We start from the raw sequence: 13,190 nt of genomic DNA, 5'->3' as shown, positions 1-13,190 counted from the left end.
ACCGCAGCCATTTCGTCCGGAGTCACACACCCACAACGCGACACACAACCCGAAGGACACGCACCACCAAACACGACCTGACCAAGCACTACTAGTGGCGAGGACTGACAAGGCCCCGCCGGAACGTCGACCGGCCGGGAGCAGGGGTGTCGGATAGCGTCGGGGGTGCAAGCCGACGTCTCCGAACGCCCTCCGAAAGGACGCACGCCGATGCCCCTCTCCGGCGAATACGAGCCCAGCACTTCGACGTGGGTGCGCAACCAGGTCGAGCTGTACGAATCCTCCGGAGGCACCAAGGGAACGACCATGCGGGGCCTCCCCGTCGTCCTGGTCACCAACCTCGGTGCCAAGAGCGGCAAGCTCCGCAAGACCCCGCTCATGCGGGTCGAGCACGGGGGTGCGTACGCGCTCGTCGCCTCCAACGGCGGCGCGGTCAAGCACCCCGTCTGGTACCACAACCTGGTCGCCGCGCCGCTCGTCGAACTGCGTGACGGCACGGAGGTGCAGGACATGATGACCCGCCTCGTCACCGGTGAGGAGCGCCGGGTCTGGTGGGACCGGGCCGTCGAGGCGTTCCCGGACTACGCCGACTACCAGTGCAAGACCGACCGGGAGATCCCCCTCTTCGTCGCCGAACCGGTCACCCGAGAGTCATAGGTGCACTGCACCGGGAGCCGCGCCGCGCTCGGCACGTGGAGGCCGGACTTCCGGTGCCCCTTCGGCCGCACGGCCGTGCGGCCCTGCGTGGACGGCCGCACGGATTCGCCCGACGGCGGTTCAGGAGGCCCCGTGCGGCCCGGGGTCACGACGACAGCACCGTGAGGAGGTGGCCGACCTCGCGGGCCACGGCAGCGCGGGCCGGAGTCAGGTAGCGGCGGGGGTCGACCGCCTCGGGGTGGTCGGCGAGGTGGTTGCGGACCGCTTCGGTGAAGGCCTTGTTCAGGTGGGTGGAGACGTTCACCTTGGTCATGCCCGCTGCGACGGCCGCAGTCAGGTGAGGGTTCGACACTCCCGAAGAACCGTGCAGGACGAGCGGGACGTCGACGGCGGCACGCAGTCGGGCGATCAGGGCGAAGTCCAGCACCGCATCCCGAGTGACCATCTGGTGGGCACTGCCCACCGCCACCGCGAGCGCGTCGACGCCGGTGGCGGCGACGAAGGCACGGGCCTCCTCGGGGTCCGTCCGTACGCCCGGGGTGTGTGCGCCTCCCTTGCCGCCGACCTCGCCGAGTTCGGCCTCGACCCAGACGCCGTGGCGGTGGCAGTGCTCCACGACCTCGCGGGTCGCGGCGACGTTCTCCGCGTACGGAAGTTTCGCGGCGTCGAACATGACCGAGCCCAGGCCGAGGGCGACGGCCTCGCGGACGAGGTCGGGGTTCTCCGCGTGATCCAGGTGGACGGCAACGGGGACCTTGGCGGCACGGGCGACGGCCAGGGAAGCGAGTGCGACCGGCTCCAGGGCTCCGTGGTAGCGAACGGTGTTCTCGCTGATCTGGAGGACGACCGGTCGGTCGGCGTTTTCCGCGCCGGCCACGATCGCGTGCGCGTGTTCGAGCTGGAGGACGTTGAACGCCCCCACTCCCCTGCCCGCAGCTCGGGCACGACGGACGATCTCATCAGTGGGCGCGAGCGGCATGGTCCTTCTCCCGGAAGTGGGCCGGCACGGTACGACGGTCAGGCACGGACGTCGGTGAGGACGACGGAGCGGGTCAGGTTCCGAGGGGTGTCCGGGTTCAGCCCCCGGTCCTCGGCGACCGCAACGGCGAGGCGCTGGGCCCGGACGAGGTCCGCAAGCGGGTCGAGATCGCTCTCGACGAGCGTGCCGCCCACCTTCCGCACCTCGTCCGCGAGTCCGACGGGCAGGGCACCGAAGCCCCAGGTCACCCGACCGGGACCGGTGATACTGATCGGGCCGTGGCGGTACTCCATGGAGGGGTAGGCCTCGGTCCAGGCACCGGCGGCCTCGCGCATCTTCAGACCGGCCTCCAGGGCCAGGCCGTAGGTCCACCCCGAGCCGAGGAAGGTGAACTGCTCTGCCGTGCGCACGTTCTCGTCGAGCGGGGAGGCGAGGGCCTGCTCGGCGTCCCGTGCAGCCTCTTCGACGGTTCCGAGCCCTTCCGGGAGGGCTTCCTCGAACTCCAGGTGCGCACGGAACAAGGAGAGGGCAGTGGTCGCGAAGCGCGTCTGGACGACGGACTCCTCGTCGGCGAAGTCGAGGACGGCCACCTCGTCCGCGAGGTCCATCACGGGGGTCGTGGGGTCTGCCGTGATCGCGCCGGTGGGAACCGTGCCGCGCAGTCGGGACAACACGGCGAGGACCTCGCTGGTGGTGCCGGAGCGCGTGAGGGCGACGACCCTGTCGTAGCGGCGGCCGAAGGGGAATTCGGAAGCGGCGAAGGCATCGGTCTCGCCGTGGCCGCCGGACTCGCGCAGCTCCGCGTAGGCGAGCGCCATGAACCAGGAGGTGCCGCAGCCGACCACCGCGACCCTCTCGCCGCGTCGGGGCAGGGCCGTGACGTGCCGGGGCAGCGTACGGGCCGACTGGCGCCAGGTGGCGGGCTGGGAGGCGATCTCCTCGGCGGTGCGCGTGCTGGTCATGCCGATCTCCTTGCAAGAAAGCTGCACGATAATGACGGAAGATGCTTGAAGACGGCTCTATTCAATCAGAAACATGCAGACCTTTTCCAGATCCTCCGCCTACCGGCCGATAGAATCGGACGCGCGCACGAGCGGGATCGCGACATGAGTACGACCCCGCGGAGGGAGGGACCCATGTCCAAGCACGACCGGTGGAACACGCTCCTCGAACTACTGGCGGCTTCGGGGAAGTTGGAGGTGGAAGAGACGGCAACGACGCTCGACGTCTCCGCCGCCACGATCCGCCGGGACCTCGACGAGCTCGCCGAACAGCAGTTGCTGGTACGGACGCGCGGCGGGGCGGTCGCACACGGCGTCTCGTACGAGCTGCCCCTGCGGTACAAGTCGACCCGCAGGGCATCGGAGAAGCGGCGAATCGCCGAGGCCGCCGCGGACCTGGTCGCCCCCGGCGAGGTCGTCGGACTGAACGGCGGCACGACGACGACGGAAGTCGCCCGCGCACTGGCCTTGCGCTTCGCAAGCGGCCGGGCGGAGGCCCTCGGAGCCGCACCGGCCGGCCCCGCCCTCACCGTGGTCACCAATGCCCTCAACATCGCGGGCGAGCTCGCGGTGCGCCCACAGATCAAGATCGTCACCACGGGTGGCGTCGCGCGCCCCCAGACCTACGAACTGGTCGGCCCGCTGACGGTGGGGGTGCTCAACGAAGTCGTGCTCGACGCGGTGGTGCTCGGCGTCGACGGGATCGACCCCGAACTCGGCGTGATGGCCCACCAGGAGGACGAAGCCAGCATCAGTCGCCTCTTCACGGAACGCGCCAGCCGCGTCGTCGTGGTGACCGACTCCTCGAAGATGGGACGGCGGGCGTTTGCGCGGATCTGTGGTCTGGACCGGATCGACCTCCTGGTGACCGATACCGACATCGCCCCGGAGACGGTCGCCCAGCTCACCGAAGCAGGGGTCAGGGTCCTCGCCGTCTGACTCATTGGTTTCCTCGTAGACCAATTCCATCCCTGGCCAAACAAAGACTTTGCGTGTTCACGCAGTAATTACCGCATGGATGTATACCTTTAAGCCCTCCTCCCCCATCATGTCTGCGACGTGCCACTGGGGCACACCGCGACACGAGAGGCGGAGCATGATTCCCATCAGTCGCAGGGGGTTCGTCGGCATCGGTGCCGGACTCATGGCGGGAGCCGCCCTACCACCGGTCCGGGCGTCCGCAGCCGCGAGCAGCGCGACCGGCACCCTCACCGACGTCCGGCACGTGGTGATCCTCATGCAGGAGAACCGCAGCTTCGACCACTACTTCGGCACCCTGAAGGGCGTACGGGGGTTCGGCGATCGCGCCGCGGGCAACCTGCCGGGCGGCTGGGGCATGTTCAACCAGCCCAACTGGGGCAGCCGCCAGTACCCCTGGAAGCTCAGCGACACCCCGCCCGCCGGCGGCGTCGACGGCGAGACCCTCGCACAGTGCAACGGCGACCTGCCCCACAGTTGGACCTCACAGCACGCGGCATGGAACAAGGGCCGCCTCGACAACTGGGTCACGGGCGTGGGCAACACCCGGACGCTGGGCCACCTCGACCGCGGGGACATCCCCTTCCACCACGCGCTCGCCGACCACTACACGATATGCGACGCGTACTTCTGCTCTGCGCTGAGTTCCACCGGCCCCAACCGGACCTTCCTGTGGAGCGGGAAGATCGACGCTTCCAGCAAGGACGGGGGCGAGGAGTCGGGCCTGACCTGGGAGACGTACGCCGAGGCGCTCCAACGCGCCGGAGTGAGTTGGAAGGTCTACCAGAACGCCCAGGACAACTACGGCGACAACGGCCTCGCCTACTTCAAGAAGTTCACCAATGCGCGCCCCGGAGACCCCCTGTACGACCGGGGCATGGGCTCCGTCCCGAAGGTGACCGGCTCGACGCCGGACGACATCGCCGCGGCGATCCGCGCTGACGCCCTCGCGGGCACCCTTCCGCAGGTGTCGTGGGTGGTCGCGAGCGAGGCCTTCTCCGAGCACCCCTACGCTCCGCCCGGAGACGGCGCCCACTTCGTCGACCTCGTCTACCGCGCACTGGCCGCGAACCCCGACGTGTTCGACTCCACGGTGCTGTTCCTCAACTACGACGAGAACGACGGCTTCTTCGACCACGTGCCGCCGCCGATCGCCCCTCCGGGCACACCGGGCGAGTACATCGACGGCGTACCGATCGGGCTGGGCTTCCGCGTCCCCATGCTTGTCATGTCCCCGTGGACCAGGGGCGGCTGGGTGAGCTCCGAGGTCTTCGACCACACCTCCGTACTGCGCTTCATGGAGACCTGGACGACGGCCCTCGGCACCCCGGCCCTCTGCCCCCACATCAGCACCTGGCGGAGGAAGGTGACGGGCGACCTCACCGGGGTCTTCGACTTCGCCAACCCGGTGTACGGAGTGCCCTCCGCCCTTCCTTCCACGGCAAAGGTCATCGGCCAGGCCGCCTGCGCCCCGCTACCGAACCCGGCCCCCCAGAACAACGCCCTGCCCTCCCAGGAGCCCGGCACGCGCCCGGCACGCGCCCTGCCGTACCAGGCGAACGGCAACCTCGACCGCTTCGAGTTCGGCGCCGCGGGGAAGATCCTGGCCTGGTTCTCGATGACGAACCAGGGCTCGGAGGCCAAGCGGTCGGCGCACTTCTCGATCCATCCGCACCAGTACCGGGACACCGCCGCCTGGCAGTACACCGTGGACCCCGGCGACACCGCGTCCGACTACTTCAACATAGGCCTGGGGTGGGGTTCCGGTAAGTACGACATCTCCATGATGGGCCCCAACCGCTTCCTGCGCCGGTTCATCGGGGACGCCTCCAAGGCGGGCCGCGCCATCGAGGTGGCGGCCCGGTTCGCGCCCGAAGCGGGCACGGGGAAGACGGCCCTGTGGTTCAAGATGACCAACACCTCGGCCGGACCGGTCACCTTCACGATCCGCTCGAACGCCTACCGCTCGGACGGCCCGTGGACGTACACGGTGCCGGCGAACTCCAGTCGCGAGGACTTCTTCAACGCGGTCGCGTACAACGACGGCTGGTACGACTTCACGATCGTCGCCGACGTCGACGGGACGTGGTCGCGCCGCTACACCGGCCACATCGAGACCGGGGCGCCCAGCACCAGCGGCTGATTCCCCGACGCACGACCGGGCGGCGACCTCCTTGCCGCCGCCCGGCGACGGGCGGGGCGGGTCACCGGCCGGCGTGCGCGGCGCGGCGGATCGTGGCGTCGAGAAGGGCCAGTGCGTCGGCGGCGGTGCGGCCGGGGGCCCTGTTCCACGGACCGATCAGATCCAGCCACCCACGGGCCCGAAGCTCCGTCATGATCCAGGCGGCGGCCTCGTTCATGGTGTCCGCGCCGCCGTAGCCGAGGCGGTGGGCGGCGAGGAGGGCCCCGCAGACACACCGGGCACCTCGGACGTTGCGCAGTCTGTACGGAGCGTTCTGCCAGCCCCACTCCGTCAGCACCAGACGGGCATAGCCCAGGTGGACCGAGGGACGCAGCTCCACCTGGCCGATGCGGCGCCAGGCGTGGAGCCGGTCGGGCAGCACGGCGCCGATCCGGCCGGGGATGCGACGCCCGGCAGGAACCTCCTGCGGCAGGGCCGCGAGGGCATCGGCCACCAACCGTTCCACCGGCACGCTGAGCAGTTGCCGCCAGTGCGCTTCCGACGGGGCCGACTTTCCGGCGGGGGTCGCGCCGGTGACGATCTGCTGCCAGGCCGCGTCCTCGAAGAGCGCGGCGGCCTCGCGGTCAAGGTCATCGGGGGTGAGCAGCGGAGGGGAAGGGGACATCGAGGTGACTCCTAGGTCGACTGCCCCCATCTTTAATGCTGAATGTCCATTTTGCGAGTTTTGACCCTCGCAAGGAGAGGGCGCGCCGCGGCGACCTCCGGCGAGTCGGTGACATCACACCTAATTTCTGCACATTTACTCATGAATGGAATTACTTCTCATATCAGACATAAAGCATCGAGTGACGGGATTCACTCCCCACCCCATCCATTCGACGGAAGGATCCCCCCTCCCCTTGCCGCGCAAGGAAGTTCGAGATTCCGGAGAGATCATCGATCTTGAATTCGCGGAATTACTTGATCCATTTTTCGATACCCGAGAACCGCTCCCCTTGTTATCCGTTGCATTACTGGCCTACGGTCGCCTCCATTCGAGCGGATCGCCTAATCCTGCCGCCGCTCGACACACCTCCCTTTTCACCCGACGGCAGGAGCGGGGGACCCACGAATACGCCGGTCCGGTGATCCGGAACGGCTCGGGGTGTAGCCGCGTGCGCGCGGCCGGACACCTCCCGTCCGAACCCGACAGCTCACCTCGCAGGCACCGGAGAGGAATCCGTCATGCCTGCTCACGGCAAGCACCGCCGCCCCCGTCGTAGTCCCGTCTCCCGTGGCCTGGCCCTGGTGGGCACGGGCGGCGCCGCATTGACCTTGCCGCTGGTCGTGCCGGCCGCCGCCAACGCCGCTCCGGCGTCCGCGGCCCCGGAAACGGCCGCCCGGCCCTTCAGCAGCCCCGCGGCCCCGGCCGTCGCCAAGGCGGTCACCGCCCCGGCAGCCGCGCGCACCTACACCGTCGTGAGCGGTGACTCGCTTTCCCTGATCGCCCACAAGAAGGGAATCCAGGGCGGCTGGAAGAGCCTTTACCGGGCCAACAAGGGAGCCGTGGGTGACAACCCGTCACTCATTCACCCCGGTCTGAAGCTGACGATTCATAAGAATTCCGCAAAGCCCGTTGCCACACAGGGCAAGCCGAAGAAGTCCACGACGACCGAGCGCGCGAGCCGCTCCGAACGCCGCCCGGCCGCCCCCGTGGTGACCACCGGCACCGGCGCGTCCGCAGCGCAGGCCGCCCCCGCTGCGGTCAAGGCCGCTCCGGTTGCCGCCACCAACTACGCCGACAACCTCGACGGCTGGATCAGGGAGTCGCTGGCGATCATGGCCCAGCAGGGCATCCCCGGCACCTACGACGGCATCCTCCGCAACGTCATGCGCGAGTCCTCGGGAAACCCCAGGGCCATCAACCTCTGGGACTCCAATGCCGCCGCTGGCACCCCCTCGAAGGGGCTGCTGCAGGTCATCGAGCCGACCTTCCTCGCCTACCACGTGCCCGGTACGTCCATGGACCTGTTCGACCCGGTCGCCAACATCACCGCCGCCTGCAACTACGCGGCCGACCGGTACGGCTCCATCGACAACGTCAACGGGGCGTACTGACCCGCTGCCGCCGGAAGTGGTCGTCGAACCAGGAGGTGGCGAGCTCCGCCACCTCCTCCAGGGCCCCCGGCTCCTCGAAGAGGTGGCCGGCACCCCCCACCACGGTGAGCCGGTTCTCACAGCGCAGCAGTGACTGGGCCCTCCTGTTGAGGTCGAGGACCAGCGCGTCCGCGCCCCCCACCACCAGGAGCGTGGGGGCGCGCACCCGCCCCAGGCGCTCACCCGCGAGGTCCGGCCGGCCGCCGCGCGAGACGACGGCGCTCACCCGGGACTCGGGGTCGCCGGCCGCCCACAGCGCAGCCGCCGCGCCGGTGCTCGCCCCGAAGTACCCCAGGGGAAGTCCGGCCCCCTCGGGCCGCGCGGCCAGCCATTCGGTGGCCCCGGCAAGCCGCCCGGCGAGCAGTGGGGTGTCGAAGACCCTTGCCCGGTCCGTGGCCTCCGCCTCGGTCAGCAGGTCGAAGAGCAGCGTCCCTAGCCCCGCCCGGTTGAGCCCGGCGGCAACCGCCCGGTTCCGGGGGCTGTGCCGACTGCTTCCGCTGCCGTGGGCGAACAGGACGATGCCACCTGCTCCCTCGGGCACCGCGAGCCGTCCGGCGAGCGTGCGGCCGGTGACCGGGATCCACACGTCCGTGTCCTGCACGACCGGGTCGCGCGCGGCCCTGTTCCGGTCCAGGCAGGCGACGACCTCGGCGTCCGCGGTCTGTGAGAAGTCCCGGTAGAACTGCCCGATCGCGAAGAACCGGTCCGGCGTGTGCACGCTGACGGTCTCGTCGACCTCCCCGCCGAGCCGGGTCGTCCAGCCGCGCGGAGCCACCGGGACCGCGAGGACGATCCGGGCAGCGCCACGGGCGCGGACCACCCGGCAGGCCGCCAGGGCCGTGGCCCCGGTCGCCAGGCCGTCGTCGACCACCACCACCGTCCGTCCGTCGAGCGGCACGGAAGGCCGGTCGCCCCGGTAGCGGAGGGCCCGGTGGTCGAGCTCCACGTGCTCCCGTGCTTCCACGGCGGCGAGCTCGCGTTCGCTCACCCCGGCCTCGCGGAGCACCCTCTCGTTGAGCACCCGGACGCCCCCCTCCCCGAGCGCCCCCATCGCGAGCTCCGGTTGCTGGGGGACCCCGAGCTTGCGTACGAGGCAGATGTCGAGCGGCGCATCGAGGGCGTCCGCCACCTCGGCAGCCACGGGCACGCCGCCCCGCGGGAGCCCGAGGACCACGACGTCCCGGTCCTTGAGGTGGTCGAGCCGGGCGGCAAGCTGCCGCCCCGCGTCACTGCGGTCGCTGAAGAACATGATCGGCCGCCCTTCCGCCTGCGCGGCTCGGACCCGGGGAAGAACACGGTCGTCCGTCCCTTGCCCACCCCTCCCAGGGTAGACGGGGCGCGGTGACCGGCAGGCCTAAGACGGGCCCGGCCGCTCGGCCCGGGGAGTCACCGGCCCGGCAGAGGAGGACGGAGCCGGCCCAAGCTCCGCGGAACACCCTGCTCACGACGGTGAACGCACCGGTCCCGGATGCGGGCGGCTTCGTCCCTGGCGCATGCTGTCTGTGTGACCTCGCACGGCGTGTCCGGCCACGGCCCGGCGGGCGGCATCGGACATCCGTCCGAGAACGGAGCCGACGACGGGCCGGCTCCGGCTGCGCTGACCTGGGCACTTGCGGAAGCCGCCGTCGAAGCGGTGGAGCAGGTGGGCGGCTATGCGGGCGGGGTGTACCTGCGCTCCGGCACTCCGGGGCTGCTGCGGCTCGCCGTCCTGGTGGGGCTTCCCGGGCAATTGTTCCGCCCGTGGTGGCGGATGCACGCGAACCGGCCGTTTCCCGTCTCTGAGGTGCACCGCTCGGGGCAGTCCGTCCACCTCGCCGACGTCGAGGAGGCCATGCAGCGCTTTCCCCAACTGGTGGCGAGCCTGCCGTTCCCCTTCGCCTCGCTGTACTCGCCCGTGGTCGCGGGCCGGGAGCGCTTCGGCGTGCTCATGGCGCTGCGGGCGCCGAGTCCCGGGATGCCGGTGAACGCACGGGACCGAAGGCGAATGACCCAGGACGCGCTCCGTCTGGGCGAGACCCTGGCCGACCTCGTCCGGCAGGGCACCGAGGTCGAGTGGCCGGGTGATCCGGTGTGCGTGCAGCTACCGATCGCTTCGGGCCCGCCGGTCCGCTTCGGTTCCTTCGCCTGGGACCTGGCCACCGGCACGGTCACCCTGGACGACGGGCTCCTCGCCGTCCTCGGAACGGAGGTCTCGTCGCCCTGCTCCATCGAGGCGCTGACGTCACTGCTCCATCCCGAGGACGGGTACGCCCTGTGGGCGGCTGCCCGGCAGGCCACGGAGGCCGAGGGGCGGCCATCGGTGCGGCGGATCCGGCTGAAGGGCCCGGACGGCGGCCTCCACCTGCTCGAGGTGTCCGCGCGGGCCCGGCGAAACCCGTCGGGGACCGGCCCGCCCGGTGGCAGGCGGCTCGAAGGCACGCTCGTGGACCTCGGTACGGGGCTGATCGGCTCGGACGCCACGGACCGCCTGCCGCGGGCGATCCTGGCGGCCGATCGCCTCGGTCGCATCACCTACGTCAACGAACGGACGGAAAGCCTGCTCGGCCGGCCGCGCAGGGCCCTGGCGGGACGGCCGCTGTGGGAGGCACTGCCCTGGCTCGCCCACCCCTTCCACGAGGAGCAACTGCGCGCCGCCCTGCTCTCCACGGAACCGGTGCGCTTCATGGCCCGCCCGGAGCGGGGCCAATGGCTGTCGGTCTCGCTGCACCCCGGGCGGGACGGGGTGACGCTGGTACTGGTTCCCGAGGAGGGCCCCGCTCCAGTGGCCCCGCACGCGGTACGGGGTGCACGGGAGGGCGGTGTCCTGGCGGAACCCGACGACCAGGCGGCGGCCCTGTACCGGCCGGTGGCCCTGGCGATCGCGCTCTCCGAAGCGGTGACGGCGCGCCAGGTTTCGGCGGTGGTGACGGAGGAGTTGTTGCCTGCGTTCGGCGGTCGACAGCTGGCGATCTACCTGCTGAGCGACCGGCGCCTCTACCTGGCCTGGGAGACGGGTTTCCCGCCGGGCTTCCTCGAACCCTTCGACGGAGTAGCCCTGGACGCCCGGCTGCCGGGCGTGGAGACGCTGACGAGCGGCAGGCCGCTCTTCTTCGAATCGATGGACAAGCTCGGCGAGACGTACCCGGGACTGCCGTTGGACGCGGACTCGGGGGCGCGGGCGTTCCTGCCGTTGATCGCCTCCGGCAGGCCGGTGGGCTCCTGCATCCTCGGCTTCGACGCTCCGCGCGGGTTCAGCCCGGAAGAGCGGACCGTCCTCACGGCGCTGGCGGGACTGATCGCGCAGGCCTTGGAGCGGGCCCAGCGGTACGACACGGAGGCGGCGGTGGCACGCGGTTTGCAGGACGCACTGCTGCCGCACCGACTGCTGGTACGGGACGGGGTGGACACGGTGGGCCGGTACCTACCGGGCACTGCGGGCATGGACGTGGGAGGGGACTGGTACGACGTGATCGAGACCGACCACGGGCGGCTCGCCCTGGTGATCGGCGACGTGCAGGGGCACGGCGTGGCGGCGGCGGCCACGATGGGGCAGCTGCGCAGCGCGGTCCGGGCGTTCGCACTGGGCGGCCACCGGCCGCAGGACGTGATGCGGGGCACCAACCGGCTCCTGATCGACCTGGATCCGGGGCAGTTCGCGAGCTGCTGCTACGTACTGCTCGATCCGGAGACGGGGGATGCGCGGGCGGTGCGGGCCGGGCACCCCCAACCGCTGCTGCGACGGCCCGACGGGACGACGGAGTCGGTGGAGTTGGCGGGCGGGATGGTCCTGGGGGTCGACGTCCGGGCCTCGTACCCGGTGACACGGCTGCAGTTGGCTCCCGGGGCCGTGCTCGCGCTGTTCACGGACGGCCTGGTGGAGCGGCCGGGCAGCGACATCGACGAGGGGATCGAGCGGTTGAGCCGGGCGTTCGCAGCCGCCGGCTCACTGCCCCTGGGCGAGACGGCCGATCGGCTGATCCGGGATGCGCGGGCCGCCACGTCCCGGCCGGACGACATCGCGCTGCTCCTCGCCTCGCGGTGGGAGGAGACGGGCTGATCGGCCCCGAAGGGGGACGGCGGCGGACGGGCGACGGACGGAACGGTCGCACGCGACGGGACGGCCCCTCACCCGGTCGGTCGCGCGGCACTGGTCGGGGATCGTGGCCCCGGAGAGGCTTGGGATGCCGCGCCGATCAGGCCGGACCAGTCAGGGCGACAGCCCGAGGAGGACACGTGCAACAGGACAAGCAGCCCGAGTACGGCCCCGTGGTGTTCCGCGACCGCTCGGCGGGGTACGCCTTTCTGACCCGGTCCACCGCGACCAGCGACCGGACCATCGAGTGGGACGACGGGAAGACGTATCCCGTGATCGACGTCGAGATCTCCTCCGATAGCCACCCGTTCTACACGGGCACGGCACGAACCGTGGATTCCGAGGGCAGGATCGCCGCGTTCCAGCGCCGCTACGGAAAGGAGGAGTGACCCTTCGGGGCGACTAGCAGACTCCTGAAGGGGCCGGCCCCGACTCCCGGGAACGTCGGGCGAAGGGGGGCAGGATGCTCACGCTCCGCCCCGTCTCCCTCTCCGGTGGGACGACCGTGGTCGTGGTGACCTGAGCGGACGGAGGCGTCAGGCGCCTGTTGACGGAGCGTCGGGCGGGCGGAGGCGGGGACACGCGTGGTGGACTGCGCTCCCCGCCCCGGTCCGGTCGTGAGCGGGGCGCGCCGCCCTCGCTCACCTCGGTGAGGCGATCAGGCCTCGGACTTCACGATGCCGGAGTCGGCGACCTTGATGGCGGCGCGGGTGGCGCCGGTGCCGGACCCGAGGGCCTCGATCTTCTTGACCAGGTCCTGGCCCTCGACGACCTCGCCGAAGACCACGTGCTTGCCGTCGAGCCAGCCGGTGACGACCGTGGTGATGAAGAACTGCGAGCCGTTCGTGTTCGGGCCGGCGTTGGCCATCGAGAGCAGGAACGGGCGGTCGTGCTTGAGCTTGAAGTTCTCGTCGGCGAACTTCTCGCCGTAGATGCTCTTGCCGCCGGTGCCGTTGCCCCGGGTGAAGTCGCCGCCCTGGAGCATGAAGTCCGGGATGACGCGGTGGAACGGGGAACCGGCGTAGCCGAAGCCGTGCACGCCGGTGGCGAGCTCGCGGAAGTTCTGCGCCGTCTTCGGGACGACGTCGTCGAACAGCTTGAAGGTGATGCGGCCCGCGGGCTCGTCGTTGATGGTGATGTCGAAGTAAACGTTGTCGCTCATGGGGACATCCTGTCATTACTCACGCACGGCGCGCGCACGGGCCGCCTCCTCCCGGGTCATGG

At 70.6% G+C, this 13,190-nt stretch carries 11 protein-coding genes and 1 riboswitch; of the genes, 6 read left to right on the top strand and 5 right to left on the bottom strand.

Annotation, left to right across the window (positions count from 1 at the left end; all coding sequences use genetic code 11):
- The first annotated feature begins 210 nt into the window (after window positions 1-210).
- Entirely contained in the window at window positions 211-657 is a 447-nt protein-coding gene (locus tag ACFW2Y_RS29640; protein WP_384885288.1) for a nitroreductase family deazaflavin-dependent oxidoreductase, read from the top strand.
- A gap of 145 nt (window positions 658-802) precedes the next feature.
- On the opposite strand, the gene ACFW2Y_RS29635 is transcribed toward ACFW2Y_RS29640, so the two are convergent.
- On the bottom strand, window positions 803-1,636 hold the full coding sequence (locus ACFW2Y_RS29635; protein ID WP_384885286.1) for a ketose-bisphosphate aldolase: 834 nt from the start codon (window positions 1,634-1,636) through the stop codon (window positions 803-805).
- A gap of 38 nt (window positions 1,637-1,674) precedes the next feature.
- Window positions 1,675-2,598 (bottom strand): SIS domain-containing protein, encoded by a 924-nt coding sequence (locus ACFW2Y_RS29630; RefSeq protein ID WP_384885284.1) that lies wholly within the window; start codon window positions 2,596-2,598, stop codon window positions 1,675-1,677.
- 174 nt (window positions 2,599-2,772) lie between these two features.
- Here ACFW2Y_RS29630 and ACFW2Y_RS29625 point away from each other — a divergent pair, with 174 nt between their 5' ends.
- Window positions 2,773-3,576: a DeoR/GlpR family DNA-binding transcription regulator gene (locus ACFW2Y_RS29625; protein ID WP_384885283.1), complete on the top strand. Its 804-nt coding sequence runs from the start codon at window positions 2,773-2,775 to the stop codon at window positions 3,574-3,576.
- A gap of 157 nt (window positions 3,577-3,733) precedes the next feature.
- The gene (locus tag ACFW2Y_RS29620; protein ID WP_384885281.1) at window positions 3,734-5,758 is read left to right on the top strand and encodes a phosphocholine-specific phospholipase C; all 2,025 of its coding nucleotides are present in this window, start codon (window positions 3,734-3,736) and stop codon (window positions 5,756-5,758) included.
- Window positions 5,759-5,819: 61 nt separating this feature from the next.
- On the opposite strand, the gene ACFW2Y_RS29615 is transcribed toward ACFW2Y_RS29620, so the two are convergent.
- A complete protein-coding gene (locus ACFW2Y_RS29615; protein WP_384885280.1) occupies window positions 5,820-6,422 on the bottom strand; it encodes a hypothetical protein in 603 nt (200 codons plus the stop codon).
- Between the two features lie 370 nt (window positions 6,423-6,792).
- Window positions 6,793-6,978: riboswitch (cyclic di-AMP (ydaO/yuaA leader) on the top strand.
- Window positions 6,979-6,982: 4 nt separating this feature from the next.
- Here ACFW2Y_RS29615 and ACFW2Y_RS29610 point away from each other — a divergent pair.
- Window positions 6,983-7,855 (top strand): transglycosylase SLT domain-containing protein, encoded by an 873-nt coding sequence (locus ACFW2Y_RS29610; RefSeq protein WP_384885279.1) that lies wholly within the window; start codon window positions 6,983-6,985, stop codon window positions 7,853-7,855.
- Here ACFW2Y_RS29610 and ACFW2Y_RS29605 read toward each other — a convergent pair.
- Complete coding sequence (locus ACFW2Y_RS29605) at window positions 7,839-9,143, bottom strand: phosphoribosyltransferase family protein (RefSeq protein WP_384885278.1); 1,305 nt, start codon at window positions 9,141-9,143, stop codon at window positions 7,839-7,841. The genes ACFW2Y_RS29610 and ACFW2Y_RS29605 overlap by 17 nt on opposite strands.
- A 255-nt stretch (window positions 9,144-9,398) precedes the next feature.
- On the opposite strand from ACFW2Y_RS29605, the gene ACFW2Y_RS29600 reads away from it, so the two are divergent.
- Both ACFW2Y_RS29600 and ACFW2Y_RS29595 read left to right on the top strand, forming a co-directional pair.
- Entirely contained in the window at window positions 9,399-11,930 is a 2,532-nt protein-coding gene (locus tag ACFW2Y_RS29600) for a SpoIIE family protein phosphatase (protein WP_384885277.1), read from the top strand.
- Window positions 11,931-12,106: 176 nt separating this feature from the next.
- A complete protein-coding gene (locus tag ACFW2Y_RS29595; RefSeq protein WP_384885276.1) occupies window positions 12,107-12,355 on the top strand; it encodes a type B 50S ribosomal protein L31 in 249 nt (82 codons plus the stop codon).
- Between the two features lie 269 nt (window positions 12,356-12,624).
- Here the strand turns inward: ACFW2Y_RS29595 and ACFW2Y_RS29590 are convergent, their stop codons facing one another.
- Entirely contained in the window at window positions 12,625-13,128 is a 504-nt protein-coding gene (locus ACFW2Y_RS29590; protein WP_384885275.1) for a peptidylprolyl isomerase, read from the bottom strand.
- Between the last annotated feature and the right edge of the window lie 62 nt (window positions 13,129-13,190).

It is taken from the genome of Streptomyces sp. NPDC058877, from assembly GCF_042742855.1.
Lineage (GTDB): Bacteria > Actinomycetota > Actinomycetes > Streptomycetales > Streptomycetaceae > Streptomyces.
Note: the sequence above shows the minus strand (reverse complement) of the source record. Positions and strands in the feature narration are given on the sequence as shown.

What these genes read in the sequence shown, in the direction of transcription:
- ACFW2Y_RS29590 (WP_384885275.1), bottom strand. Translation starts at nt 13,128, where the DNA reads ATGAGCGACAACGTTTACTTCGACATCACCATCAACGACGAGCCCGCG.
- ACFW2Y_RS29625 (WP_384885283.1), top strand. Translation starts at nt 2,773, where the DNA reads ATGTCCAAGCACGACCGGTGGAACACGCTCCTCGAACTACTGGCGGCT.
- ACFW2Y_RS29605 (WP_384885278.1), bottom strand. Translation starts at nt 9,143, where the DNA reads ATGTTCTTCAGCGACCGCAGTGACGCGGGGCGGCAGCTTGCCGCCCGG.
- ACFW2Y_RS29640 (WP_384885288.1), top strand. Translation starts at nt 211, where the DNA reads ATGCCCCTCTCCGGCGAATACGAGCCCAGCACTTCGACGTGGGTGCGC.
- ACFW2Y_RS29620 (WP_384885281.1), top strand. Translation starts at nt 3,734, where the DNA reads ATGATTCCCATCAGTCGCAGGGGGTTCGTCGGCATCGGTGCCGGACTC.
- ACFW2Y_RS29630 (WP_384885284.1), bottom strand. Translation starts at nt 2,598, where the DNA reads ATGACCAGCACGCGCACCGCCGAGGAGATCGCCTCCCAGCCCGCCACC.
- ACFW2Y_RS29635 (WP_384885286.1), bottom strand. Translation starts at nt 1,636, where the DNA reads ATGCCGCTCGCGCCCACTGATGAGATCGTCCGTCGTGCCCGAGCTGCG.
- ACFW2Y_RS29615 (WP_384885280.1), bottom strand. Translation starts at nt 6,422, where the DNA reads ATGTCCCCTTCCCCTCCGCTGCTCACCCCCGATGACCTTGACCGCGAG.
- ACFW2Y_RS29610 (WP_384885279.1), top strand. Translation starts at nt 6,983, where the DNA reads ATGCCTGCTCACGGCAAGCACCGCCGCCCCCGTCGTAGTCCCGTCTCC.